General features: G+C 73.5%; 18 protein-coding genes. 7 read left to right on the forward strand and 11 right to left on the reverse strand.

From position 1 onward, the window contains the following. Nucleotides 1–72: 72 nt before the first annotated feature. Genes ACIQVT_RS30930 through ACIQVT_RS30950 form a run of 5 tightly spaced genes read right to left on the reverse strand, consistent with a single transcriptional unit; the run spans nt 73 to nt 5,359 of the window. Nucleotides 73–945: a glycosyltransferase family 2 protein gene (locus ACIQVT_RS30930; protein ID WP_403761686.1), complete on the reverse strand. Its 873-nt coding sequence runs from the start codon at nt 943–945 to the stop codon at nt 73–75. Nucleotides 946–950: 5 nt separating this feature from the next. Then, complete coding sequence (locus tag ACIQVT_RS30935; RefSeq protein ID WP_403761534.1) at nt 951–1,736, reverse strand: CDP-alcohol phosphatidyltransferase family protein; 786 nt, start codon at nt 1,734–1,736, stop codon at nt 951–953. Then, the gene (locus tag ACIQVT_RS30940; RefSeq protein ID WP_403761537.1) at nt 1,714–2,775 is read right to left on the reverse strand and encodes an iron-containing alcohol dehydrogenase family protein; all 1,062 of its coding nucleotides are present in this window, start codon (nt 2,773–2,775) and stop codon (nt 1,714–1,716) included. Before ACIQVT_RS30940 ends, ACIQVT_RS30935 begins: the two co-directional genes overlap by 23 nt. Beyond that, nucleotides 2,763–3,515: a sugar phosphate nucleotidyltransferase gene (locus ACIQVT_RS30945; RefSeq protein WP_403761540.1), complete on the reverse strand. Its 753-nt coding sequence runs from the start codon at nt 3,513–3,515 to the stop codon at nt 2,763–2,765. The genes ACIQVT_RS30940 and ACIQVT_RS30945 overlap by 13 nt, the downstream gene beginning before the upstream one ends. After that, nucleotides 3,512–5,359: a DUF5941 domain-containing protein gene (locus ACIQVT_RS30950; RefSeq protein WP_403761544.1), complete on the reverse strand. Its 1,848-nt coding sequence runs from the start codon at nt 5,357–5,359 to the stop codon at nt 3,512–3,514. The genes ACIQVT_RS30945 and ACIQVT_RS30950 overlap by 4 nt, the downstream gene beginning before the upstream one ends. Nucleotides 5,360–5,624: 265 nt before the next feature. Between ACIQVT_RS30950 and galE the strand changes: the two genes are divergently transcribed. The 3 genes from galE (at nt 5,625) to idi (ending at nt 9,001) form a co-directional block, all read left to right on the forward strand. After that, nucleotides 5,625–6,674: a UDP-glucose 4-epimerase GalE gene (gene galE / locus ACIQVT_RS30955; protein WP_403761547.1), complete on the forward strand. Its 1,050-nt coding sequence runs from the start codon at nt 5,625–5,627 to the stop codon at nt 6,672–6,674. 609 nt (nt 6,675–7,283) lie between these two features. Continuing rightward, nucleotides 7,284–8,225, forward strand: a complete 942-nt coding sequence (locus ACIQVT_RS30960; RefSeq protein WP_403761550.1) for a cation diffusion facilitator family transporter — start codon at nt 7,284–7,286, stop codon at nt 8,223–8,225. 182 nt (nt 8,226–8,407) lie between these two features. Next, nucleotides 8,408–9,001, forward strand: a complete 594-nt coding sequence (gene idi / locus ACIQVT_RS30965; RefSeq protein WP_403761553.1) for an isopentenyl-diphosphate Delta-isomerase — start codon at nt 8,408–8,410, stop codon at nt 8,999–9,001. A gap of 6 nt (nt 9,002–9,007) precedes the next feature. Here the strand turns inward: idi and ACIQVT_RS30970 are convergent, their stop codons facing one another. Further along, nucleotides 9,008–9,499, reverse strand: coding sequence for an ATP-binding protein (locus tag ACIQVT_RS30970; protein WP_403761689.1), 492 nt, complete (start codon nt 9,497–9,499; stop codon nt 9,008–9,010). A 266-nt stretch (nt 9,500–9,765) separates the two neighbouring features. On the opposite strand from ACIQVT_RS30970, the gene ACIQVT_RS30975 reads away from it, so the two are divergent. After that, nucleotides 9,766–10,521, forward strand: coding sequence for an enoyl-CoA hydratase/isomerase family protein (locus tag ACIQVT_RS30975; RefSeq protein WP_403761556.1), 756 nt, complete (start codon nt 9,766–9,768; stop codon nt 10,519–10,521). Here the strand turns inward: ACIQVT_RS30975 and ACIQVT_RS30980 are convergent. Together ACIQVT_RS30980 and ACIQVT_RS30985 are read right to left on the reverse strand one after the other, a co-directional pair. Beyond that, the gene (locus ACIQVT_RS30980; RefSeq protein WP_403761559.1) at nt 10,508–11,143 is read right to left on the reverse strand and encodes a DJ-1/PfpI family protein; all 636 of its coding nucleotides are present in this window, start codon (nt 11,141–11,143) and stop codon (nt 10,508–10,510) included. The two genes, ACIQVT_RS30975 and ACIQVT_RS30980, sit on opposite strands and share 14 nt — an antisense overlap. Before the next feature lie 45 nt (nt 11,144–11,188). Beyond that, nucleotides 11,189–12,148 carry a GlxA family transcriptional regulator gene (locus tag ACIQVT_RS30985; RefSeq protein WP_403761562.1) on the reverse strand — a complete coding sequence of 320 codons (960 nt, stop codon included), beginning with the start codon at nt 12,146–12,148 and terminating at the stop codon, nt 11,189–11,191. A gap of 195 nt (nt 12,149–12,343) precedes the next feature. On the opposite strand from ACIQVT_RS30985, the gene ACIQVT_RS30990 reads away from it, so the two are divergent. Next, a complete protein-coding gene (locus ACIQVT_RS30990; protein WP_403761565.1) occupies nt 12,344–14,788 on the forward strand; it encodes a Tex family protein in 2,445 nt (814 codons plus the stop codon). Nucleotides 14,789–14,956: 168 nt separating this feature from the next. On the opposite strand, the gene ACIQVT_RS30995 is transcribed toward ACIQVT_RS30990, so the two are convergent. Next, nucleotides 14,957–16,597 carry an ABC-F family ATP-binding cassette domain-containing protein gene (locus tag ACIQVT_RS30995; RefSeq protein WP_403761568.1) on the reverse strand — a complete coding sequence of 547 codons (1,641 nt, stop codon included), beginning with the start codon at nt 16,595–16,597 and terminating at the stop codon, nt 14,957–14,959. 167 nt (nt 16,598–16,764) lie between these two features. On the opposite strand from ACIQVT_RS30995, the gene ACIQVT_RS31000 reads away from it, so the two are divergent. After that, entirely contained in the window at nt 16,765–17,679 is a 915-nt protein-coding gene (locus ACIQVT_RS31000; protein ID WP_403761692.1) for an FAD-dependent oxidoreductase, read from the forward strand. A 579-nt stretch (nt 17,680–18,258) separates the two neighbouring features. On the opposite strand, the gene ACIQVT_RS31005 is transcribed toward ACIQVT_RS31000, so the two are convergent. Next, nucleotides 18,259–20,208 (reverse strand): Xaa-Pro dipeptidyl-peptidase, encoded by a 1,950-nt coding sequence (locus ACIQVT_RS31005; RefSeq protein ID WP_403761573.1) that lies wholly within the window; start codon nt 20,206–20,208, stop codon nt 18,259–18,261. A gap of 177 nt (nt 20,209–20,385) precedes the next feature. Here ACIQVT_RS31005 and ACIQVT_RS31010 point away from each other — a divergent pair, with 177 nt between their 5' ends. Continuing rightward, the gene (locus ACIQVT_RS31010) at nt 20,386–21,873 is read left to right on the forward strand and encodes a M1 family metallopeptidase (protein WP_403761576.1); all 1,488 of its coding nucleotides are present in this window, start codon (nt 20,386–20,388) and stop codon (nt 21,871–21,873) included. Between the two features lie 1,162 nt (nt 21,874–23,035). Here ACIQVT_RS31010 and ACIQVT_RS31015 read toward each other — a convergent pair. Then, nucleotides 23,036–24,502, reverse strand: a complete 1,467-nt coding sequence (locus ACIQVT_RS31015) for an amino acid permease (protein WP_403761579.1) — start codon at nt 24,500–24,502, stop codon at nt 23,036–23,038. Nucleotides 24,503–24,725: the final 223 nt, after the last annotated feature.

Raw genomic sequence — 24,725 nt, forward strand, 5'->3', positions numbered from 1 at the left:
CGTTCGTGGTCCGGCGGCCCGTCTCGTCCGGCGGCCCCTCCCGGGGCGCGCGGGCCCTCACGGACGAGCTTGTCAGATGACCGGGGGACGGCCCAGCCGGGTGAGGCGCCACACCGTGCGCCAGCGCATCGGGCGGCGCGGACCGCACGGTGTGCTCCAGCCTTCCCGGAATCCGCCGAACCACGCCTTCAGCGCCGGCCGCGACGGGCGGCGCGCCAGGGTGAGCAGCAGCCACACCCCGAGGTAGACGGGGACGAGCGGGGCGGGCAGGTTGCGGCGGGCCAGCCAGACCCGGTTGCGGGCGACCATGCGGTGGTAGACCGCGTGCCGCGAGGGCGCGGTCGTCGGGTGGTACAGCACCATGTCGGACCGGTAGTCGATCATCCAGCCGGCGTCGAGGGCCCGCCACGCGAGGTCGGTCTCCTCGTGGGCGTAGAAGAACTCGTCCGGGAGCCCGCCGACCTCGGCGAGGACGCGGGTGCGCACGGCGTTGGCACCGCCCAGGAAGGTGGTGACCCGGGAGGAGCGCATCGGGTCGGCGGCGCGCAGCCGGGGCACGTGCCGGCGCTGGGTCTCGCCGGTGCCGGGGTCGGCGATGCGGAAGCTGATGATGCCGAGCTCCGGATCGGCGGCGAAGGCCTCCCGGCACAGCTCGGCGGTGTCCTGCCGGGCGAGCAGGCCGTCGTCGTCGAGGAAGAGCAGGATGTCGACGTCGCGGCCGCCGGGACCGAAGGCCTCGATGCCGACGTTGCGTCCGCCGGGGATGCCCAAATTCTCGGGCAGCTCGACGGTGCGGACGCCCGCCGGCACGTCCGGGACCGGGGAGCCGTTGCCGACGACGACGACCTGGACGGGGTCGCCGTCCTGCTTGGCGACGGAGTCGAGCAGGGCGCGCAGTTCCTCGGGCCGGTTGCCCATGGTGATGATGACGGCGCCGACCTTCACGGCACTCACCGCAGCCTGCTGGAGGCGAGGACGGACACCAGGTGCAGCAGCGTCTGGAGCACGGCGATGCCGGCGAGGACGGCGGTGCCGAGACGGGTGAAGAACAGGTCGCCGCGCACCTGGTCCGCGATGGCCAGGACGAGGATGAGCAGCGAGGCCTCGATACCGAGGATGAGCCGGTGGAAACGGAGCGCCGAGGCGGCGCGGCGGGCCAGCGCCATGCCCGCGGAACGCGGCTCGGCGACGCCCGCCGCGTCCTGCACCGGCGGCATGCCGGCCTGGTGGCGGGCGACGCCGACCAGGTCGGTCTCGGCCTTGATCAGGATGGCGCCGAGCGCGGCGAGGGTGCCGAGGAAGGCCCACAGCCAGTCGATGCGGCCGCTGCCCCACAGGTCGGCGGCGCGCAGGCCGAGGCCGACCAGGACGGCCGCGTCGGTGAGGTAGGCGCCCACGCGGTCCAGGTAGACCCCGCCGAGCGAGTACTGCTTCTTCCAGCGGGCGATCTCGCCGTCGACGCAGTCCAGCAGGAGGTACAGCTGGGTGGCGACGATCCCGAGGACGGCGCCCGCGATCCCCGGCACCAGCAGGGCCGGGGCCGCGAGCACGCCGCAGACGGTCATCAGGTACGTGAGCTGGTTGGGCGTGACCCTGGTGTTCACCAGGTAGCGGTCGACGCGCAGGGACACCTCACGCATGTAGAGGCGTCCCGCCCAGTGCTCACCGCTGCGCCGGTCCTTCACCCCCGCGGGGTGGACGACCGGACGGAGTTCAGCTACCGATGGCCTTGACATAGTCGGCGTAGATGTCCTTGATCTGATTCGTCTTGAGGTCGAGGTGTTCGATGATCGTGTAGCGGCCGGGCCTGGTCTCCGGGGCGAACTCCACCGCGCGGACGAACTCGTCCACCGTGAAGCCGATCTCCTCCGGCAGCACCGGCAGCCCGTGCCTGCGCAGCACCCCGGCCATGTACGCCGACTCCTCGTGCGCGCCCCGCAGGTACATCGCGAAGGCGGCGCCGAGACCGCACTGCTCCCCGTGGGCGGCCGCCCGCTTGGGGTAGAGCAGGTCGAAGGCGTGGTTGATCTCGTGGCAGGCGCCGGAGGACGGGCGGGAGTCACCCGACACCGACATGGCGATGCCGGTGAGGACCAGCGCCTCCGCCAGCACCTGGAGGAAGCCGTCCTCGCCGACCCCGCCGGGGTGCCGGAGCACCGCCTCGCCGGCCTGACGTGCCATGGCGGCGGCCAGGCCGTCGATCTTCTCCCCCTTGACGCGGTGCGCCAGCTCCCAGTCCGCGACCGCGGAGATGTTGGAGATGGCGTCGCCGATGCCGGAACGCACGAAGCGGACGGGCGCCTCACGGATCACGTTCAGGTCGATGACGACCGCGATGGGGTTCGGCACGCCGTACGAGCCGCGGCCCGCGTCGTTGTCGAGGGTGGCGACCGGCGAGCACAGGCCGTCGTGCGCGAGGTTGGTGGCGACCGCGACCAGCGGCAGGCCGACACGGGCCGCCGCGAACTTGGCGCAGTCGATGATCTTTCCGCCGCCGAGGCCGACGACCGCGTCGTAGTGGCCGGCCTTTATGTCGCCCGCCAGCCGGACCGCGTCGTCGATGGTGCCGCCGCCGACCTCGTACCAGGTGGCGCCGGGCAGCGAGGGGGCGATCCGGTCGCGCAGGCGGGCGCCCGACCCGCCGCTGACGGCGATGGCGAGCCGGCCCGACTGCGAGATGCGCTCGTCGGCGAGGACACAGGCCAGGTCGTCGAGGGCACCCGGGCGGATGTCCACGACGACCGGCGAGGGAATGAGCCGGGTCAGTACTGGCACGCGATCTCCCGTCCGCGGGCGAGGTCGTCGTGGTTGTCGATCTCCACCCACGGGACCTCGCCGATCGGCGCGACGTCGATCCTGAAGCCGCGGTTCACCAGCTCCTGGTACCCGTGCTCGTAGAACTGCTGCGGGTCGGTCTCCCAGACCGTCTTCAGCGCGTCCACGAGCTCGGGCGCGGCGTCGCCCTCGATGAGGGTGACACCGATGTACTCGCCGGTCGCCTCGGCCGGGTCCATCAGCTTGGTGATCTTCCGGACACCCTTGGCCGGGTCGACGACGACCTTCATCTCCTCGTCGGCGAGGGACTTCACGGTGTCCAGCGCGAGGATGATCCGCCGGCCCTCGCCGCGGGCGGCGAGCAGCGTCCGCTCCACGGAGACCGGGTGCACGGTGTCACCGTTGGCGAGGATGACGCCGTCCTTCAGGGCGTCCCGGCCGCACCACAGGGAGTAGGCGTTGTTCCACTCCTCGGCCTTGTCGTTGTCGATGAGCGTGAGCTTCAGGCCGTACGTCCGCTCCAGGGCCGCCTTGCGCTCGTACACGGCCTCCTTGCGGTAGCCGACGATGACCGCGACCTCGGTCAGCCCGATCTCGGCGAAGTTGCCGAGGGTCAGGTCCAGGACCGTGGGTTCGCCCTCTATGCCCGCGGGACCCACCGGCACCAGAGCCTTGGGAAGGCTGTCGGTGTAGGGGCGCAGACGCCGTCCGGCGCCGGCCGCCAGCACGAGGCCGATCATGCGGGTTCTCCTTCATCGTGTACGGCGGGCGCGCCGCCCTTGTGGGCGGACACCCAGAAGCGGATGCTCTCCACGAGCACCAGCAGGGCGACGGCCACGGCGAGGACCGTGAGCGCGGCCTCGAACCGCGAGGCGGTGAGCACCGCGGCCAGGACGGTGACGAGCAGCGTCCGCCCCTCCTGCCCCCCGACGGCACGCACCAGCCAGGCCGGGGGCGCTCCGGCGTCGCCGCGGATGCGGTACACCGTGTCGTAGTGATGGTAGGCGACGGCGGCCACCAGGCCGAAAGCCGCGGGAAGGGCGCCGTTCACCCCGGCCCGGGCGGCCAGGGCGAGCACGGTGCCGTACTCGGCGGCCCGGAAGAACGGCGGCACCAGCCAGTCCAGGGCGCCCTTGAGGGGGCGGGCGACGGCGAGCGCGGAGGTGACGACGTACACGAGGGCGCCGGCGACGGGCAGCACACCGCCGAACCGGGTGAGCGCCGAGCAGGCCACGACCGCGGCGCCGCCGAGCAGCGCGACGGCCGGCACGGCGAAGCCCGGCAGCCCCCGCCCGGTCACCCGCCCGACCGCCTCGGCGAGCGGACCGGAGTCGGCGAGGTCGGCGAGCGCCCGCGCCGCCCGGTCGGTGCGCCGGGCCCGGCGGGTCACCGAGCGCAGCACCCGGCCGGCCGTGGTGTAGGTGGCCGCGAAGGCGCAGCCGACGAGCAGGACGTAGAAGGTGATGCGCGGGGTCGTCACGGCCGTGAGTACGGCGATCAGTGCCCAGCGCTCGCCGATCGGCAGCACGATCATGCGGCGCAGCCAGACCGTCCAGCCGACGCTGTCGAGCTTGTCGGAGAGGGCGGCGGTGGGGCTGGTGTTGGCGGTGGCGTCGTGGTTGGCCTCGTTGAAGGAGAAGTCGACCACGTGCCGGCAGGTCTGGAGGATCATCGCGCCGAGGGCGAGGGCCCACACGTCGTCGCCGCCGCGGGCCGCCCCGAGCGCGAGACCGGCGTAGTAGGCGTACTCCTTGGCCCGGTCGAAGGTGGCGTCGAGCCAGGCGCCGAGCGTGGAGTACTTGAGCGCGTAGCGGGCCAGCTGGCCGTCGGTGCAGTCCAGTACGAACGACGCGATGAGCAGCACGCCGGCCGCGACGAAACCGCCGCGGGTGCCGGTGGCCGCGCAGCCCGCCGCTATCAGGGCCGTGAGCAGCGAGGCGGTGGTGACCTGGTTCGGGGTCAGACCGCGGCGGGCGCACCAGCGGGCCAGGTAGCGCGAGTAGGGGCTGATGCAGAACGTGGTGAAGAAGCCGTCGCGGGACTTCACGGCCGACCTCAGGCGTACGGCCTCGTCGTCCACGGCGGCGACCGCCTGCCGGGCCTCGTTGCGGGCCTGCGGGTCGGCGGGGACGGTGGCGACCAGGCTGCCCAGCTCCGGCCGGTGCACGGCGTCGCCCCCGGCGTCGAGGGCGGTGACGACGTGGTCGGCGAGGTTGTCCGCGGCGAGCGCGGGGGCACCGCCCGGTGCGAGTGCCGCCGGGTCGCCGGCCGCACCGGTGCCGGCGGATGTCTCGCGGGCCACCGCCCGGGTGAGCGCCTGCCGGGCGGCGGGCTGCGCGGTGACGGCGCCGGGGACCGCGGCGAGCGGGAAGCGCGGGTCGGTCAGGCCGAGACGCAGGGCGTGCGGGTGACCGACGAAACGGGAGTCGACCAGCGCCACGCGCCGGTCGACGGGCACGGCCGCCAGCAGGGTCTCCGCCTCGGCGGCGTCGGCGGCCACGCGCACGTCGAAGCCGAGGGACCGCAGATCGTTCTCGAGTGACGATCCGGGCACCGGCTGACCGGTGACGATGGCGGTCGACAACCGAACTCACTCCCTGGGTGCCGGCGCGCGGGCGCCGGTCTTCTGCGTGATGGGGCGCCCTGCCAGCGGCACCCGGGCGGCATGTCGGCAGAGGCTATCGGATGGGCCGGAGGCCGTGTTCACCGGCCGTTCACGGCCCGGTCCACGGGGACTGCCCCGGCCTTTGCCGCGATCATCATCGGGGATCCGGGCCCCGGCCCACAAACCCGTGGGCGCAGACCCGGGCATCCGGGACACCGGGCGGTTCGGCATAGGGTGGGCGACCATGACGTGGCTGATCACCGGCGGAGCCGGATACATCGGGGCGCACGTGGCACGGGCCATGACCGGCGCCGGGGAGAGCGTCGTCGCGCTGGACGACCTGTCGGCCGCCGTGCCGGCGCGGCTCCCCGCCGAGGTGCCGCTGGTGCGCGGTTCGACGCTGGACGGGGCCCTGCTGAAGCGGGTCCTGACCGAGTACGGCGTGACGGGCGTCGTCCACCTCGCGGCGCGCAAGCAGGTCGCGGAGTCGGTGGCGCAGCCCACCCGCTACTACCGGGAGAACGTGGGCGGGCTGGCCACGCTGCTGGACGCGGTCGCCGAGGCGGGCGTCGGCCGGCTGCTGTTCTCCTCCTCGGCCGCGGTGTACGGCAACCCGGACGTGGACCTGATCACCGAGGACACCCCGTGCGCCCCGGTGAACCCGTACGGCGAGACCAAGCTGGCCGGGGAGTGGCTGGTGCGGGCGGCCGGGCGGGCGCACGGCATCTCCACGGTGTGCCTGCGCTACTTCAACGTGGCGGGCGCCGCGGCGCCGGAACTCGCGGACACCGGGGTGTTCAACATCGTGCCGATGGTCTTCGACCGGCTCACCCGGGGCGAGGCCCCGCGGATCTTCGGCGACGACTATCCGACACCGGACGGCACCTGCGTGCGGGACTACATCCATGTCGCCGATCTCGCCGACGCCCACCTCGCGGCGGCCCGGCGGCTGGCCGACGGCGCCACCGGTGACCTGACGCTGAACATCGGCCGCGGCGAGGGCGTCTCGGTCCGTGAACTGATCACGGTCATCGGGGAGGTCACCGGGGACCGCCGGGCACCCGTGGTGGAGGGCCGCCGTCCGGGCGATGCCCCCCGCGCGGTGGCCTGCGCCGAACGCGCCGCCGAGACCCTGGGCTGGCGCGCCCGGCGCGGTGTACGGGAGATGACCGAGTCGGCCTGGCAGGGCTGGCAGCACCACCACACCGTCCACCCCGCCGGCACGCGCGGTGGGGGGCCGGTTCCACCGGCAGCGGACAACTCCGGCACGGCCGGTCAGCCGACGCGCGGCTGAGCCGCTCGGGCACCTCGCCCCACCCACGCCGACCGGCGGTGGCCCCGCACCCGCGGGACAGGCCTGGCGTGGCGCACAGCGGACGAAGCCTCGCGAACTTGCGGACGACCGACCCGACCCGGCCCCGGCTCGGCAGCGCCCCGGGAGCAGCACGGCGCACCCGTCCGGGCCGGGGCCCGACACGGCCCCGGCACAGGGCAGGCCCGCGCCCGCGCGGTCCGCGCCTGCTCGGCGGTGGGCCCGCGCGACGGGTGGCGGGCGGGACCTGCGAGTCCACGGCGGGCGGCCCGCCTCAGCCACGGCGGCGAACCGGCCGGGGAGCCGCCTCCCGTCCCGGCGGCACATCCGCGCCCGCAGTAGCGGCCCCCGGCTCAGCAGCGACCCGCGAGCAGCGCGGCGCACGGCGGTGCACCCGTCCGGGCCGGGTTCCGACGCGCGGGTGACGCCGCCGGCACAGGCAGGCCCGCGGCGCCGGGGTGGCAGGGCTCTGACCTGCGAAACGTTTCCGCAGGTCAGGGCATATGACAACGGTGTTCAGTGCCGCGTTGCCCGATACCCCCGCCCCGTAGTTGACTGGCCCTTCCGGCAGGCTCACGGAAGGCGGTAGTCATGGGGGCAGGGCACGACCACGGGCACGCGCACTCCCATGTGCCGGCCACGGGTACGGCCACGGCCGCGTACCGGGGCCGGCTGCGGATCGCGCTGGGCATCACGCTCACGGTCATGGTGGTCGAGATCGCCGGCGGCCTCCTCGCGGACTCGCTCGCGCTGATCGCGGACGCGGCGCACATGGCGACCGACGCGGTGGGGCTGGGCATGGCCCTGCTCGCCGTCCACTTCGCCGGCCGCCCGCCGAGCACCAACCGCACGTTCGGTCTCGCTCGCGCGGAGATCCTCGCCGCGCTGGCCAACTGCCTGCTGCTGCTCGGCGTCGGTGGTTACGTCGTGTACGAGGCGGTGCAGCGGTTCGTCGAGCCCGCGGACACCCGGGCCGGGCTGATGATCGTGTTCGGTCTGGTCGGCCTGGTCGCGAACTCCGTCTCGCTGGTGCTGCTGATGCGCGGGCAGAAGGAGAGCCTGAACGTGCGCGGCGCCTTCCTGGAGGTGGCCGCGGACGCCCTCGGCTCGGTGGCGGTGCTGATCTCGGCGACCGTGATCCTCACCATCGGGTGGCAGCCCGCCGACCCGGTCGCCTCGCTGGTGATCGGGCTGATGATCGTGCCGCGGACCGTCAGGCTGCTGCGCGAGACGCTGGACGTGCTGCTGGAGGCGGCGCCGAAGGACGTCGACATGGCGGAGGTCCGGGCGCACATCCTGGCGCTGGACGGCGTCGAGGACGTCCACGACCTGCACGCCTGGACGATCACCTCCGGCATGCCGGTGCTGTCCGCGCACGTCGTGGTCAGCTCGGAGGTGCTGAACGCCATCGGCAACGAGAAGATGCTGCACGAACTCCAGGGCTGCCTGGGCGACCACTTCGACGTGGAGCACTGCACCTTCCAGCTGGAGCCGGGTGGCCACGCGGAGCACGAAGCGCGGTTGTGCCACTGACCGTCCGCACAGTCGTACGACGCACCGCGGACGGTTCCCGGCGGCGCCCGGCGGGCACGATGATCCACCGGGTCCGGCCCCGGGCACCGCACCGTGCGCGGGGCCTCCCCTGCCGTGAGGTGCCGGGAGTGCCGGATTCGTACGGCAGACTTGGGGTGCGAGAACCGAGGCGAAGGATGGGTATGCCGATCACACCTGCCACCGCGACGCACAGCTCGTCGGAGGGCACCGAAGAGGCGATTCTGCTGGAACTGGTCGACGAGAAGGGCATGACGACCGGTACGGCGGAGAAGCTCGCGGCCCATCAGCCGCCGGGACAGCTGCACCGCGCTTTCTCGGTGTTCCTCTTCGACGAGCGGGGCCGGCTGCTGTTGCAGCAGCGGGCCCTCGGCAAGTACCACTCCCCCGGTGTGTGGTCCAACACCTGCTGCGGTCACCCGTACCCCGGCGAGGCGCCGTTCGCGGCCGCTTCCCGGCGCACGTTCGAGGAGCTGGGCGTGTCGCCGTCGCTGCTCGCGGAGGCCGGCACGGTCCGGTACAACCACCCGGACCCCGCGTCGGGCCTGGTGGAGCAGGAGTTCAACCACCTGTTCGTCGGCCTGGTGCAGGCGGAGCCGGGACCGGACCCGGAGGAGGTCGCCTCGACGGCCTTCGTGACGGCGGCCGAGCTGGCGGAGCGGCACGCCCGGGAGCCGTTCTCGGCCTGGTTCATGACCGTGCTGGACGCGGCCCGTCCGGCGATCAGGGAGCTGACGGGCCCGTCCGCGGGCTGGTAGGGATCCTCAGGAGTAGTCGGGCTTGAGCGGCAGGGCGGCCCAGATCACCTTGCCGCCGCTCGCGGTGTGTTCGACGTCGACCACCCCGCCCGCCTCCCGGGCCACCTCACGGACCAGGAGCAGGCCCCGGCCGCCGGTCCGGCCGTGGTCGGCCTCCAGGGCGGTCGGCCGGTAGGGGTGGTTGTCCTCGACGGACACCCGCACCCACTCCGCTCCGACGGCGACCTCGACGGCCAGCACCGGCGACAGGAGCGCCGCGTGCCGTACCGCGTTGGTGACCAGCTCGGAGACGATCAGCAGCAGGCCGTGCGCCAGGTCGTCGGGGACCGGCACGCCCTGGCGCAGCAGCAGGTCCCGCACCGCGTGCCGGGCCTGCGGGACCGAGGCGTCCACCGCGGCCGCGGTGAACCGCCAGACACCTTCGTACGGCAGGGGATCGGGCGGCCGTTCGCCGCCCCCCGCTGGGCGCCGGCCGGCTCCGCGCCCGTGGTCGTCCATCGTCAGGTCGCCGCCCTCACACTCGATTGTCACCACGCGTCGAGTGTTGGTAACAATCCGCTCCGACCCGCAACTCTGAACGCAAGTCAGCGGGTATCGAACGGTTTCTGACCGAGTGCGCGTGACGGAGTCAGGAAGGCGATCACCTTTGTCGCCGGGGCGCCGATTCGCGAACTAGTCCGACGATAGGGCGCCCCCGCCGCGGGCCCTCCGGGGTCCTCCGGGCGCCCGGGGCGGCGGACGGGGCCTTCGGTACGATCCGCCGCATGGAGCCCCAGCTGTCCCACCAGGTCACCGACTCCGTCGCCACCGTGGTGATCCGCAACCCCGCGAAGCGCAACGCCATGACGGCGTCGATGTGGCTGGCGCTGCCGCCGCTGCTGGACGCGCTGGCACGGGACCCGGGGGTGCGGGCGCTGGTGCTGACCGGTGAGGGCGGCACCTTCTGCGCGGGTGCCGACATCTCCGCGCTGCGGGACGCGCCGGACCGGACGCCGGGCCTCGCGGTGGTGGCCGAGGAGGCCCTGGCCGCGTTCCCCAAGCCGACCGTCGCCGCGGTGCGCGGGCACTGCGTGGGCGGCGGGGCGCAGCTCGCGGCCGCCTGCGACCTGCGGCTGGCGGAGGAGGGCGCCTCGTTCGGGGTGACACCGGCGAGGCTCGGGATCGTCTATCCGGCCTCCTCCACCCGCCGGCTGGTGTCCCTGGTCGGCCCGGCCACGGCCAAGTACCTGCTGTTCACGGCCGAGTTGATCGACGCCGGGCGGGCCCTGCGGACCGGTCTGGTGGACGAGGTGCTGCCCGCGGGCGAACTGGACGCGCGGGTCGCCGACCTGACCCGGGTCCTCGCCTCGCGGTCGCAGCTCACCCAGGCCGCGGCCAAGGAGTTCATCAACGGCCGCACGGACCGGGACGCCCACTGGGCCGGGCAGGCGCGGGACAGCGGCGACATCGCGGAGGGCGTGGCCGCGTTCCTGGAGCGCAGGCAGCCGCGGTTCACCTGGAGCGTGTCTACGTCAGGATGAACCGGCTCGCCGAGCGGAACTCGGCGACGAGGTGGGCGGGCGCCTTCTCCGGCGAACCGGCGTCGTACGGCGGCTGCGGGTCGTACTCCGTCAGCAGTTGCACGGCCCGGGCGTGGTCGTCGCCGGCGATGGTGCCGAGCAGCGTGAGACCCATGTCGATGCCGGACGAGACACCGGCCGCGGTGACGTACTTGCCGTCCACGACCACCCGATCCCCCGTCGGTTCGGCCCCGAAGCCGCTCAGCTGGTCCAGGGCCAGCCAGTGCGAGGTGGCACGCCGGCCCCGGAGCAGTCCCGCGGCGGCCAGCAGCAGCGAGCCCGTGCACACGGAAGTGGTCCAGGCGCTGGTCGCATCGGCCGCGCGCAGCCAGTCCAGCAGGACGGGGTTGTCCATCTGCGGGACCTGGCCGGGGCCGCCGGGGACGACCACGATGTCCGGGCGCGGTACGTCGGCGAGCCGGCGGTCGGCGACGAGCGCGAGGTTCCCGGTCTCGGTGCGGACGGGTCCGGTCCGTTCGGCGACGAAGACGGTCTCGGAGTCCGGGAGCCGGCCGAGGGTCTCGTAGGGGCCGACGGCGTCGAGGGCGGTGAAGCGGTCGAAGAGGACGACGGCGATCTGCACGCGGTTTCCTTGTCTCTGGGGGCCGGTGACGGGCCGGGACGGGGGTCAGCTCGCGGGGGCGGGGCGGAAGCGGCGGCGGTACTCGGCCGGAGCGGTGCCGAGGACCCGCAGGAAGGCGCGGCGCATGGCCTCCGGCGTGCCGTGGCCGCTGGCGCGGGCGATCTGTTCGATGCCGTCGGTGGTGTCCTCCAGCAGGCGGCGCGCGTGTTCCAGACGGACCCGGTCGACGTACCGGCCGGGTGTCATACCGGTCTCCGCCTGGAAGGCGCGGGCGAAGTGGCGCGGGGAGAGGGCGGCGCGGGCGGCCAGCGCTTCGACACCGAGGTCGCCGTCCGGGTGCTCGGTGATCCACTGCTGGACGTCCCGGAGGGGTTCGCGCCGGGCGGTCTGGGCGGCCAGCTGCGCGCTGAACTGGGCCTGGTTGCCGGGCCTGCGCAGGAACACCACGAGGTGGCGGGCGACGGTGAGCGCCACCTCCCGGCCGAGGTCCTCCTCCACCAGCGCGAGGGCGAGGTCGATGCCCGCGGTGACCCCGGCCGAGGTGGCCACGTCACCGTCCCGGACGAAGATCGGGTCGGGGTCGACGTGGACGGCGGGGTGGTCCCGGGCGAGCTGGTCGCAGTACGCCCAGTGGGTGGTGACGCGCCGGCCGTCGAGCAGCCCGGCCCGGGCCAGCGGGAAGGCGCCGGTGCAGACGGAGACGAGGCGTGCCGCCCGCGGGCCGCGCGTCCGCAGCCACTCCACCAGCCGTGGGTCGGGGTCGCGGGTCCCCTCGCCGCCGGGGACCAGCAGGGTGTGCGGGTCCGGGGCGTCCGCGAGGGACCCGTCGGGTACGAGGGTCAGTCCGCTGGAGGTGCGCACGGGCGCGCCGTCCGGGGACGCCGTCCGGATCCGGTACGAGCCCGGGGTGTGCCGCTCCGCACCGGCGAAGACCTCCACGGGGCCGGTGACGTCGAGGCTCTGGAGGCCGTCGAAGACGGTGACGAGGAGGGTTCGCTGCCGCATGGCACCGATTCTTCGCGGCCCCGGCGACGGCCGCAATGACGTGTTTCCCACCTTTCCGGCCACGCGGCACCGCGCCGGGCCGGGTGCCCGGGTCGGGACGGTCCGGCGCCCCGCCGCGCGTCGCCCTGATCCCGGTTGTCGGTGTCACCTGCCACAATTGCCGCGCAACCTCAGTGGAGAAGGCGGTACGGGATCGTGACGACACCCGGTTCCCTGGCAGCAGGGTCCATCGAAGGCAGGATCGCCGAGGAACTCGGCGTACGGGAGCGGCAGGTGAAGGCCGCGGTGGAACTGCTCGACGGCGGTTCGACCGTGCCCTTCATCGCCCGCTACCGCAAGGAAGCGACCGAGATGCTCGACGACGCGCAGCTGCGCACGCTCGAGGAGCGGCTGCGCTACCTGCGGGAGCTGGAGGAGCGGCGGACCGCGATCCTGGAGTCGGTGCGCGAGCAGGGCAAGCTGACCGAGGAGTTGGAGGCCCGGATCCGCGGCGCCGAGACCAAGGCCCGGCTGGAGGACGTCTACCTGCCCTACAAGCCCAAGCGGCGCACCAAGGCGCAGATCGCGCGGGAGGCGGGCCTGGAGCCGCTGGCGGAGGGGCTGCTGGGTGATCCCGGGGTCGATCCGGTGACCGCCGCGGCGGCGTTCGTCGACCCGGACAAGGGTGTCGCCGACGCGCAGGCCGCGCTGGAGGGTGCGCGGGCGATCCTCACCGAGCGGTTCTCCGAGGACGCCGACCTGATCGGCGAGCTGCGCGAACGCATGTGGGTCCGCGGCCGGCTGGTCGCGAAGGTGCGGGAGGGCAAGGAGGAGGCGGGCGCCAAGTTCGCCGACTACTTCGACTTCGCCGAACCCTTCACCGAGCTGCCCTCGCACCGGATCCTGGCCATGCTGCGCGGCGAGAAGGAGGAGGTCCTGGACCTCGTCCTGGAGCCGGAGGAGCCCACGGAGGGCCCGTCCTCGTACGAGGGTCTGGTCGCCGCGAGGTTCGGCATCGCCAACCAGGGCCGTCCGGCCGACAAGTGGCTCACCGACACCGTCCGGTGGGCCTGGCGCACCCGCCTCCTGGTGCACCTCGGCATCGACCTGCGGGTCCGGCTGCGCACGGCGGCCGAGGACGAGGCGGTGAACGTGTTCGCCGCGAACCTGCGCGACCTGCTGCTGGCCGCGCCGGCCGGCACCCGGGCGACGCTCGGCCTGGACCCGGGTTTCCGTACGGGTGTGAAGGTCGCCGTCGTCGACGCGACCGGCAAGGCCGTCGCCACGGACGTGATCCACCCGCACGTACCGGCCAACAAGTGGGACGAGGCCCTCGCCAGGCTGGCGGAGCTGGCCCGGGAGCACGCGGTCGAGCTGATCGCGATCGGCAACGGCACGGCCTCCCGCGAGACCGACCGGCTCGCCACCGAACTCATCGCCCGCCACCCCGAGCTGAAGCTCACCAAGGTGGTGGTGTCCGAGGCGGGCGCCTCCGTGTACTCCGCCTCGCAGTACGCCTCCCAGGAACTGCCCGGCATGGACGTGTCGCTGCGCGGCGCGGTCTCCATCGCCCGGCGCCTCCAGGACCCGCTGGCCGAACTGGTGAAGATCGACCCCCGGTCGATCGGTGTCGGCCAGTACCAGCACGACCTGTCCGAGGTGAAGCTGTCCCGCTCGCTGGACGCGGTCGTCGAGGACTGTGTGAACGGCGTCGGCGTGGACGTCAACACCGCGTCCGTGCCACTGCTGTCCCGCGTGTCCGGGATCTCCGCCGGGCTCGCCGAGAACATCGTCGCGCACCGGGACCACAACGGCCCCTTCGTCTCCCGCGCCGAGCTGAAGAAGGTGTCGCGCCTCGGCCCGAAGGCGTACGAGCAGTGCGCGGGCTTCCTGCGCATCCGGGGCGGCGCCGACCCGCTGGACGCCTCCAGCGTGCACCCGGAGGCGTACCCGGTGGTGCGCCGCATGGTGAAGACCACGGGTCAGGAGGTGGCGTCCCTGGTCGGGAACACGGGCGTGCTGCGCTCGCTGCGGCCCGCCGACTTCGTGGACGACACGTTCGGTCTGCCGACCGTCACCGACATCCTCCGGGAGCTGGAGAAGCCGGGGCGCGACCCGCGTCCGGCGTTCCGGACGGCCACCTTCAAGGAGGGCGTGGAGAAGATCTCCGACCTGTCCGCCGGGATGGTCCTGGAGGGCGTGGTGACCAACGTGGCGGCGTTCGGCGCGTTCGTGGACGTCGGTGTCCACCAGGACGGTCTGGTGCACGTGTCCGCGATGTCGAAGACGTTCGTCAAGGACCCGCGCGACGTCGCGAAGCCGGGTGACATCGTCAAGGTGAAGGTGCTGGACGTCGACATCCCGCGCAAGCGGATCGCGCTGACCCTGCGCCTGGACGACGAGGCGGCGCCCCAGGGCGAGGGCGGCGGCAGGCCGCAGCGCGGAGGTACGCGGCCGCCCCAGCAGCGCCAGGGCGCCGGCGGCCAGGGGCAGCGCCAGGCCTCCGGCGGCCAGGGCCGGCGGCAGGGCGGCGAGCAGGGGCAGCAGCGGCAGCCCCGTGGGGGCGGCGACCGGGGCGGACGGCAGGCACCGGCGCCGGCCAACAGCGCCATGGCCGACGCCCTGCGCCGCGCGGGCCTGCTGAACCCGAAGAAGCGCTGACCGGCCGGGCCGGAGCCGCCCGGCTCCGGCCCCGCCCGGGCATCACCCCGCGGCCCGGCAGGCCCGGCCCGATGCGGACGCAGGACCCCAGGGCCTCTCGTTCGGATCATGCCGGGCTCGCGGGCCCTGGCACCGCTCCCTGATCCGGCCCGATCCGAACGAAAGACCCTAGCGCTCGGTCACCTTGCCGGCCGCCACCTCGAGGCGCCTGGTCACCCGGACCGCGTCGAGCATGCGCCGGTCGTGGGTGACCAGCAGCAGGGTGCCCTCGTAGGCGTCGAGGGCGGACTCCAACTGCTCGATGGCCGGCAGGTCAAGGTGGTTGGTCGGCTCGTCCAGCACCAGCAGGTTCACCCCCCGGCCCTGGAGCAGGGCGAGCGCGGCGCGGGTGCGTTCGCCCGGGGAGAGGGTCGCCGCCGGGCGCAGGACGTGAGCGGCCTTCAGGCCGAACTTGGCGAGCAGCGTGCGGACCTCCGCCGGTTCGGTGTCGGGTACGGCGGCGCCGAACGCGTCGAGCAGGGACTCGGGCCCGTGGAACAGCAGGCGGGCCTGGTCGACCTCGCCGACCAGGACCCCGGAGCCCATGGCCGCGTGGCCCGCGTCGAGCGGCACCCGGCCCAGCAGGGCGCCGAGCAGCGTGGACTTGCCCGCGCCGTTGGCCCCCGTGACGGCGACCCGGTCGGCCCAGTCGATCCGCAGGGACACCGGGCCGAAGGTGAAGCCGCCGCGTCGCACCTCGGCGTCCCGCAGCGTCGCGACGACCGCGCCGGACCGGGGCGCGGACGCGATCTCCATGCGCAGGTCCCACTCCTTGCGCGGCTCCTCGACCACCTCGAGGCGCTCGATCATGCGCTGGGTCTGGCGGGCCTTCGCCGCCTGCTTCTCGCTGGCCTCGCTGCGGAACTTGCGGCCGATCTTGTCGTTGTCGGCGCCGGCCTTCCGCCGGGCGTTCTTGACCCCCTTGTCCATCCAGGACCGCTGCGTCTGGGCGCGGTCCTGGAGGCCGGCCTTCTTGTCGGCGTACTCCTCGTACTCGTCGCGGGCGTGCCGGCGGGCCACGTCCCGCTCCTCCAGGTAGGCCTCGTAACCGCCGCCGTAGAGGTTGATCCGCTGCTGGGCGAGGTCCAGTTCGAGGACCTTGGTGACGGTGCGGGTGAGGAACTCGCGGTCGTGGCTGACGACGACCGTGCCCGCGCGCAGGCCGGTGACGAACCGCTCCAGGCGCTCCAGGCCGTCCAGGTCGAGGTCGTTGGTGGGCTCGTCCAGGAGGAAGACGTCGTACCGTGACAGCAGGAGGGACGCGAGGCCGGCGCGGGCCGCCTGGCCGCCGGAGAGCGTGGTCGTCGGCTGCCCCAGGTCCACGGCCAGGCCGAGCGAGTCGGCGACCTCCTCGGCGCGTTCGTCGAGGTCGGCACCGCCGAGGGCGAGCCACCGTTCGAGGGCGGTCGCGTAGGCGTCGTCCGCGCCGGGCGCGCCGTCGACCAGCGCCTGGGTGGCCTCGTCCATGATCCGCTGGGCCTCGGCGACACCGGTGCGGCGGGCCAGGAACTCCCGGACGGTCTCCCCCGGCCTGCGCTCCGGCTCCTGCGGCAGATGGCCGACGGTCGCGGCCGGCGGGGACAGCCGCAGTTCGCCCTGCTCGGGCGGGACCAGACCGGCGAGCATCCGCAGCAGGGTCGACTTGCCCGCGCCGTTGGCGCCGACCAGCCCGATGACGTCGCCGGGCGCGACGACCAGGTCGAGCCCGGAGAACAGGGAGCGGTCGCCATGGCCGGCGGCGAGGTTCTTGGCAACGAGGGTGGCAGTCATCAGGCGTCGATCCTAATGGCCGTAACGGCCCGGGCCGGCCCCGTTCCCGCCGCTCACGGCCCTGCCGGGCACACCCGGCCGCCCCCGCGGGCGTCTTCGGCGGCGGGGTGCCGGCGGACGCGCGCGAGGCCTATCGTCCTGGCGTGGACAGTGAGCGGAACGACGAAGTGATCGTGGTGGGCGGCGGGATCGCCGGGCTGACGACGGCCGTGCTGCTGGCCGAGTCCGGGCGACGGGTGCGGGTGTGGGCGCGGGAATCGGCCGAGCGGACGACCTCCGCGGTGGCGGGCGGCCTGTGGTGGCCGTACCGCATCGAACCCGAACCGTTGGTCGGCGCCTGGGCACTGCACTCCCTGACGGTGTACGAGGAGCTGGCGGCGCGGCCCGCGGAGACGGGCGTACGCCTGCTGGAGGGGGTGCACCAGGGAGCGCGGCTGAATGAGCTGGGCCCGTGGGCGGGCCGCGTGCCGGGGCTGCGGGCCGTGGCCGACGGACTGGCGGCGCGGCTGCCGGTGATCGACATGCCGGTGCACCTGGCATGGCTGCGGGAGCGGCTGGTGAAGGCGGGAGGGACGGTGGAGGAGCGGGAGGTGACCGACCTGAACGCGGTGCCCGCCACCGTGGTCGTCAACTGCGCCGGGCTGGGCGCCCGCGCGCTGGTGCCGGACCCGGCGGTGCGTCCGGTGCGCGGGCAGTTGGTCGTGGTGGAGAACCCGGGCGTCACGACCTGGTTCACCTCCGTCGACCACTCCTCGGCCGCCTCCGCCTACTTCATCCCGCAGCCGGGCGGGCTGCTCCTCGGCGGTACGGCGGAGGAGGACGACTGGTCCCTGGAGCCGGACCCGGACACCGCCGCGGCGATCGTCGCCCGCTGCGCGGCGGCCCGGCCGGAGATCGCCGGGGCGCGGGTGCTCGCCCACCGGGTGGGGCTGCGGCCGGCCCGGGACGCCGTACGACTGGAACGCCGGCCCCTGCCGGGCGGCCGCACGGTGGTGCACAACTACGGACACGGCGGCGCCGGCATCACGGTGGCATGGGGCTGCGCCCACGAGGCAGCCACGCTGGCCCACCCCACGGCATGAAACACGCCCCACGACGGACTCCCCGCCCCCGAAGACGCCGGGCACCACCACGAGCGGGGTCCCGGCGGGGGTGGGGTGGGTGACTTCGGCTTGGCGTGCGGTTTCCGGTTGGGGCGGGTGGGCGTCTCCCGTCGGCTGTGCGCGTCCCGGCCGGGGCGGGCAGGCGACTCGGGGGGGCCTGACGAAGGGGTCGCTGTCCGGAGTCGGCGAGCGCATCGGGTCTGGCGCCCCCGTCGCCGGCCGGAGTGGGCGAGTGGCTCACGCCTGCCGCACGGGGCCCGGCCGAGGCAGGGCGGTGACTCGGGTTCGATGCACCGGGCCCGGCCGACGCGGGCGGGTGACTCGGCTCCGTTGAGCGAGCCCCCATCTGGGGGCGCGAGCGGTTCGTCCCGGTGCACGGGCCCCCGACCGGAGTGGGCGAGCGCGGTTCGTACCGGATGAACGGGGCGCAGCCGCGTGCGGGGAGAACCCGGCGGTGGGCCCGGGCGGCTGTGAGTGGCGGGGTCCGGTGCCGGGAGTAGGGGGACCCGGCCGCCTGTCGGGGTGGCAGGCGGCCGGGGTTGTGCGGGGGGCGGGTCGTCAGGCTGCCGGGAGGTGTCGGACGGCCCGGGGTGCGTGGACACCGGAGAGCGTCCGCGGCGCGGGCTCCGTGGCGCTGCCCGACGTGGCGCGGGCGAACGCCGCCGCGCCGCCGACCAGCGGAAGCAGTGCGTTCGTACCCGACAGGTCCACCGTGAGGGTCGGCGCGGTCGACGCGGGCGGATCGATGAGGTCCCGGTCCGTACCGGCGACGATCAGCGCCAGCCGGTGCCCGGCGGGCACGACGTGGTCGGTCGCCGCGAGGTCGAGGGTCATCGTGTACGGCTTGCCGGGGACGAGCAGGACGCCCTTGTCCAGGGAGGCGTGGTGGCCGAGGTCGGCCCAGCCGCGGCTGAACACGGTCTGCTCGACCGCGGCCGTCCTGGCCCGGGTCTCCTTGAAACAGGCGTTGTCCCCGGCCGTGCTCGCGCCCCAGCAGGTGCGGTCGGTGAGGGTGGTGATGCCCTCGGCGGCGTCGGCGTAGTCGCGGATGGTGTCGGCACCGAGGTCGACGAGGACGGCGGACAGGTGGGCGGAGGTGGTGGTCGGGGTCGCGGTGACCGTCACCCGGGAGGAGCCGGACAGGCGCAGGTCGCGGGTGAGGGGTGCGGTGAGGAACCCGGCCTTCTCGGGGGTGGGCGTGGTGAGGTGGGCGGCCCAGTCGGTCTCGCTCAGCCGCGGGTCGTCGGTGAAGGTCTCGGTGCCGGTGGCCGGGCGCCGCCCGAGCGTGCCGACGCCGGCCCGGGTGCCGGGGGCCGGGTGCAGGACGGTGGCGCGGGTGCCGCGCGGGGGCCAGGCCGCCGAGGTGACCCACTGGTCGGGGTGGCGTTCGATGTCGGCGACGGGTTCGCGGTCGATGCCGTTGTCGTAACCGAGGAGTTCGTGGTCGAACCAGCGGTGCAGGGTGTCGACCCAGGCGCCGCGCCGGTAGTCGAAGGGGTCGACGTGCCCGGTCTGCGACAGCCAGATCTTCCGCTCGACGCCGTGCTCGGCGAGGGCGTTCCACCACTGGCCGAGGTGCTTGGTGCGGACGTTGAGGTCCTGCATGCCGTGGACGAGGAACACGCTGGCGCGCACCTTGCCGGCGTCCTTGACGTAGTCCCGTCCGGTCCACAGCGGGGTCCAGTCGCCGCTGCGCGGGCTGCCGTCGGCGAGTTCCCGCTGGACGGCGGCGCAGTGGGCGTGCGCGTCGTCGCTCTCGACGTACCCGGCCAGTTCGTCGGGGCCGCCGTCGTAGAGGGGGGCGCCCTGCGCGAAGTAGTAGTCGTACCAGGAGGAGATCGCGCTGATGGGGACGATGGTCCTCAGGCCCTTGACGCCCGTGGCGGCGACACCGTTGGCGATGGTGCCGTCCCAGCTCTTGCCGATCATGCCGGTTCTGCCGTTGGTCCAGCCGGCTCGTACCCGGGTGCCGCCGGTCCGGCTGGTGTACGCCCGAGCGCGGCCGTTGAGCCAGTCGACGACGGCCTTCGCGGACCGGACGTCGGAGCGGCCGCCGACGTCCACGCAGCCGTCGGAGCGGTCGGTGCCGGCGAGGTCGACGCCGACGAAGGCGTAGCCGCGGGGCACGAAGTAGTTGTCGTAGAACAGCGGCATCTGTACCACGCGGCCCTGGGCGTCGTATGTCTTGCGCTGGCTCTCGTTGCCGCGTCCGCAGCAGGAGTAGTAGGGGCTGGCGTCCATGATGACCGGCACCTTGCGGCCCTGCCGGGCGGGTTCGGCGGGGCGGACGATGTCGGCGGCGACGCGGTCGGTGCGTCCGTCGCGGTCCTCGTCCAGGCCGGTGTCCACCCAAACGGACTCGCGGATGGCGTCGGCGTAGGAGTAGACGGGTCTGCTCTCCCGGGGTGCGGCCTGTGCGCCGGCCGGGGCGAGGAAGACCGCCGTCAGGGCGGCGACGGCGGCGATGACGAGCGTTCTCCGGAGTGTGGAGCGCTGGCGTTTCGGCATGCGCGGACGGTACCGCCGTCAACTGCCGTGCAGAAGAGGGCTCTCCGGGAGCCGTGACGGCTGAATGGCGATCGTGTGACAGCAGGGGTCATGGACAGGTCAGGGGCCACAGGGTCTGAATAGGCTGCGAACAGACTTGTCCGAACGGACTCTCACTCCCGACGACTTGGAGCTGACGTGCACCGCAGAATCATCGCGCCGGGCACCCTGGCGGCGGCCTCCCTCCTGCTGGCGATCCCGGCATCGGCCGCGAGCTACTCCCCGGGCGCGCCGGGCATCGGCGACCCCTACTACCCGGACTACGGCAACGGCGGCTACGACGTCTCCCACTACGACCTGAGGCTCCAGTACCAGCCGGCGACGGACGAACTGGAGGGCACCGCCACCATCCTGGCGAAGACGACCCAGGACCTGTCCAGCTTCGACCTGGACTTCCTGCTGGACGTCGGCGAGGTGCGGGTCAACGGCGTGAAGGCGGCCTTCACCACCTCCGGCCAGCACGAGCTCGTCGTCACTCCGAAGACCCCGCTGGCGAAGGGCACGCCGGTCACGGTCGTCGTCCGCTACCGGGGCGTGCCGTCCGCGAAGAGCGCCTACGGGTTCACCGCGTGGCACCGCACCCCGGACGGCGGGGTGGCCGCCGACGAACCCGAGGCCGCCTGGTGGTGGTTCCCCAGCAACGACCACCCGAGCGACAAGGCCACCTACGACGTGTCGGTCGCCGTGCCGGACGGCACCCAGGCCATCTCCAACGGCACGCTCCAGTCGACCGCGTCGAAGCTGGGCTGGACCCGCTACAACTGGCGGCAGAACAAGCCGCAGGCGACCTACCTGGCCACCCTGGCGCTCGGCAGGTTCGACATCACCACCGGCACCTCCGACGGCGGGGTGCCCGTCATCAACGCCTACAGCAAGGACCTCGGCGACAACGACGGGGCCGCGCGGGCCGGCGTGGAGCGCACCGAGGAGCTCGTCGACTGGCTGAGCGACTACTTCGGGCCGTATCCCTTCAGCTCGGCGGGCGGCTACGTGCCGAACACCACCACCGGGTACGCGCTGGAGACGCAGGGCCGCGTCTACTACAGCCCGAAGCAGTTCGCGAACGGCTCCAACACCTCCGTGGTCGTGCACGAGCTGGCCCACCAGTGGTACGGCGACGACGTGTCGGTGAAGGGCTGGAAGGACATCTGGCTCAACGAGGGCTTCGCCCGGTACGCGCAGTGGCTGTGGTCCGACGCGGAGGGCGAGGGCACCACGCGGGAACTCGCCGACTACGTGTACGCCTCGCACCCGGCCGACGACCCGTTCTGGACGGTCGAGCCCGGCGACCCGGGCCCCGACGAGCAGTTCGGCGCCGCCGTCTACGACCGGGGTGCCCTGGCCATCCAGAGGCTGCGCGAGACCATCGGTGACGACGCGTTCTTCGCGATCCTCAAGGGCTGGCCGAAGGCGCACGCGTACGGCAACGCCTCGGTGGCCGACTTCCAGAAGTACGCCGAGCAGGTGTCCGGCAAGCCCCTGTCCGCACTGTTCGACACGTGGCTGTTCCAGCCGTCGAAGCCGGCCGCGACGACGGCCCGCGCGCTGGCGGGGACGGGTAGGTCGGTGGCGCAGCCGAAGTCGTGGAAGAAGATCGAGGCGACGAACGACGTGCACGAGCACTGACCCGCGCGCTCCTCACCACCCCGCCCCGGCCGCCCCCGCCCAGCCCACCTAGGGGGCGCCGGGGCGGGGTGCAGCCCGTGTCACACAGCGACAGACACCGGCTGCCCCGCGCTCGACGCCGACCGACCGCGGCGGCGAGTGGGCGGGGCCGACGCCGTGTTCCCGACGCCGGACGCCTCCGAGGGGTCGTCCCGGCGGACGGACCGGCCGCCGGACCTCGGCCGACCGGCCGAAGACTCGGCCGCACCGACTCGCGCGGGGCCGCCCCGGCGGACGGCGAGTCCGGCACGGCTCATGTCACGCAGCGACAGACGGTGGCTCCGCCCACTCGGCGTCGGGCGGCCTCCGCGGCGGGGGCAGGCGATGCCGTGCTCGGTGCCGGCCGACACCGGAGATCGTCCCGGCGCCCGCAGCGACCGACTCCGGCGCGAAATCCCGGCCGACCGGCCGGCACACGGGGACCGCCTCAGGGACCGCCAGGACCCGGCGCGGCCCATGTCGCACAGCGACAGAAAGTGGCCATCCCGAGCAGGTGACCACCCACTCGGCGCGGGCCCGCCCCGGCGAGCGTCCCGGCGCCCGCAGCAACCGGCTCCAGCGCGAAATCTCGGCCGATCGGCCGGTGAGGCGGCCCGGCCGGCACACGGGGACCGCCTCAGGGACCGCCAGGACCCGGCGCGACCCATGTCGCACAGCGACAGAAAGTGGCCATCCCGAGCAGGTGACCACCCACTAGGCGCGGGCCCGCCCCGGCGAGCGTCCCGGTGTCCGCGGTGGCCGGCGTGGGCGTGGATGCGGTCGGCCGGCCCCTGAGACAGCGGCTCGCGCGGGATCACCTCCGGGGAGGACGCCCGGAGGCGGACGCGGCTCGTGTCGTACAGCGACAGGCGTCGGACACTCGGACCGAGGCGAGCGCCCGCTCGGCGCGGGCCGGCACCGGGCGGAGCGATGCCGGAACGGGCACGGGGATCGTCCCGGCGGCCGGAACGGGCGCGGGGTCGGGGCCGGGCCCGGCCGATGACGCGGCCCTACCGGCGCCTCGGCCGAACGGCCGGTGAGGCGGCCGGGCCCGCTCGCCCGCAGGACGGGCCTCCGGGGGCGTCGCCACAGGCGGTGGCCGCCCGGGCCGGGGCGAACGCCAGCCGGACCCGGGCACCCCGGGTCACTTCGTGGTCGGGGTGTTCCGGTCGGTGTTCTGGGCCACCCGGCGGCGGACGCCGAACCAGCCGGCGACCAGCATGACGCCGATCACCGGGACCATGAGCAGCGTCTTGCGGCCGACCTCGGGGTCGTTCCACATCAGGCCGAGGCAGACCATGAGGAAGGCGATGGTGGCGATCTCGGTGACCGGGGTGAACTTCAGCTGGAAGTGCGGCCGGGTCACCAGCCCCGCGCGGGCCCGGCGGACGAAGATCACATGACAGATCATGATGATGACCCAGGTGCTGATGATGCCGAGGGAGGCGACGTTCAGCACGATCTCGAAGGCCTGGCTGGGCAGGCGGTAGTTCAGGACGACACCGAGGACGCAGACCGCGCAGGTCAGCAGGATGCCGCCGTAGGGGACCTGGCTGCGGTTCATGCGGGCGGTGAACTTCGGGGCGGAGCCGGCCGTGGCCATGGAGCGCAGGATGCGGCCGGTGGAGTACAGCCCGGAGTTGAGCGAGGACATGGCGGCGGTGAGCACCACCAGGTTCATCACGTCACCGGCCGCCGGGATGCCGATCTTGGACAGGACGGTCACGAACGGGCTCTGGTCGGCGGAGTACACCGAGCCGGGCAGCAGCAGCGCGAGCAGGACGACCGAGCCGACGTAGAACAGGCCCACGCGCCACATGATCGAGTTCACCGCGCGCGGGACGATCTTCTCGGGCTCGGCGGTCTCGCCGGCGGCGACGCCGACCAGTTCCAGGGCCGCGTAGGCGAAGATCACGCCCTGCATGACGAGGACGACCGGCATCATGCCGTGCGGGAAGAAGCCGCCGTGGTCGGCGATCACGCTGAGACCGGGCCGGGTGCCGTCGACGTCGTGCTGGGTGACCAGCAGGAAGATGCCGATGAGCATGAAACCGACGAGGGTGACGACCTTGATGATCGCGAACCAGAACTCCATCTCGCCGAAGATCTTCACCGATATGAGGTTCACGGCGAGGACCACCGCGAGGGCGATCAGCGCGAGCACCCACTGCGGTATGGAGGTGAACATGCTCCAGTAGTGCGCGTAGAGCGCGATCGCGGTGATGTCGGCGATGCCGGTGGTCGACCAGTTCAGGAAGTACATCCAGCCGGCGACGTAGGCGCCCTTCTCGCCGAGGAACTCGCGCGCGTACGACACGAAGGAGCCGGAGGACGGGCGGTACAGGACCAGCTCACCGAGGGCCCGGACGACGAAGAAGGCGAAGATGCCGCAGACCAGATAGGCCAGCGCCAGCGCGGGGCCCGCGTTGTGCAGCCGTCCGCCGGCGCCCAGGAAGAGACCGGTGCCGATGGCGCCGCCGATGGCGATCATGTTGACGTGGCGGGCCTTGAGGCCCTTGCTGTAACCGGCGTCGCCCGCGTCCTCGGGCGTCCGGGCCACCTCGGGACGGTCGGCGGCCTGTGTGGTGTCCACGGCGTCCTTACTGCTCACGGGTGGTTTCACTTCCTGGTGCGCCCGGCCTCGTGGGCCGGGGTTCGTGCAGGTCATGGCCCGCACCACCCTGGTGGGTCGCGGCACAGACCAAGACAGCAGCTTCCCAGACGTCTCCGCCGGCACGCGGTGGCCCACGTCACAGAGCGTCCTTTCTCACAGGTCACAGGGGTGGGAAAGCGGACGTCACGGGCCGTTCACCTACGACGGATGAGGTGTCACA

Source organism: Streptomyces sp. NPDC100445 (assembly GCF_044759735.1).
GTDB lineage: Bacteria > Actinomycetota > Actinomycetes > Streptomycetales > Streptomycetaceae > Streptomyces.

Excerpts from the sequence above, each read along its gene's own strand:
- ACIQVT_RS30935 (WP_403761534.1), bottom strand. The coding sequence starts at position 1,736 with ATGTCAAGGCCATCGGTAGCTGAACTCCGTCCGGTCGTCCACCCCGCG.
- ACIQVT_RS30945 (WP_403761540.1), bottom strand. The coding sequence starts at position 3,515 with ATGATCGGCCTCGTGCTGGCGGCCGGCGCCGGACGGCGTCTGCGCCCC.
- galE (WP_403761547.1), top strand. The coding sequence starts at position 5,625 with ATGACGTGGCTGATCACCGGCGGAGCCGGATACATCGGGGCGCACGTG.
- ACIQVT_RS30960 (WP_403761550.1), top strand. The coding sequence starts at position 7,284 with ATGGGGGCAGGGCACGACCACGGGCACGCGCACTCCCATGTGCCGGCC.
- idi (WP_403761553.1), top strand. The coding sequence starts at position 8,408 with ATGCCGATCACACCTGCCACCGCGACGCACAGCTCGTCGGAGGGCACC.
- ACIQVT_RS30970 (WP_403761689.1), bottom strand. The coding sequence starts at position 9,499 with ATGGACGACCACGGGCGCGGAGCCGGCCGGCGCCCAGCGGGGGGCGGC.
- ACIQVT_RS30975 (WP_403761556.1), top strand. The coding sequence starts at position 9,766 with ATGGAGCCCCAGCTGTCCCACCAGGTCACCGACTCCGTCGCCACCGTG.
- ACIQVT_RS30985 (WP_403761562.1), bottom strand. The coding sequence starts at position 12,148 with ATGCGGCAGCGAACCCTCCTCGTCACCGTCTTCGACGGCCTCCAGAGC.
- ACIQVT_RS30995 (WP_403761568.1), bottom strand. The coding sequence starts at position 16,597 with ATGACTGCCACCCTCGTTGCCAAGAACCTCGCCGCCGGCCATGGCGAC.
- ACIQVT_RS31005 (WP_403761573.1), bottom strand. The coding sequence starts at position 20,208 with ATGCCGAAACGCCAGCGCTCCACACTCCGGAGAACGCTCGTCATCGCC.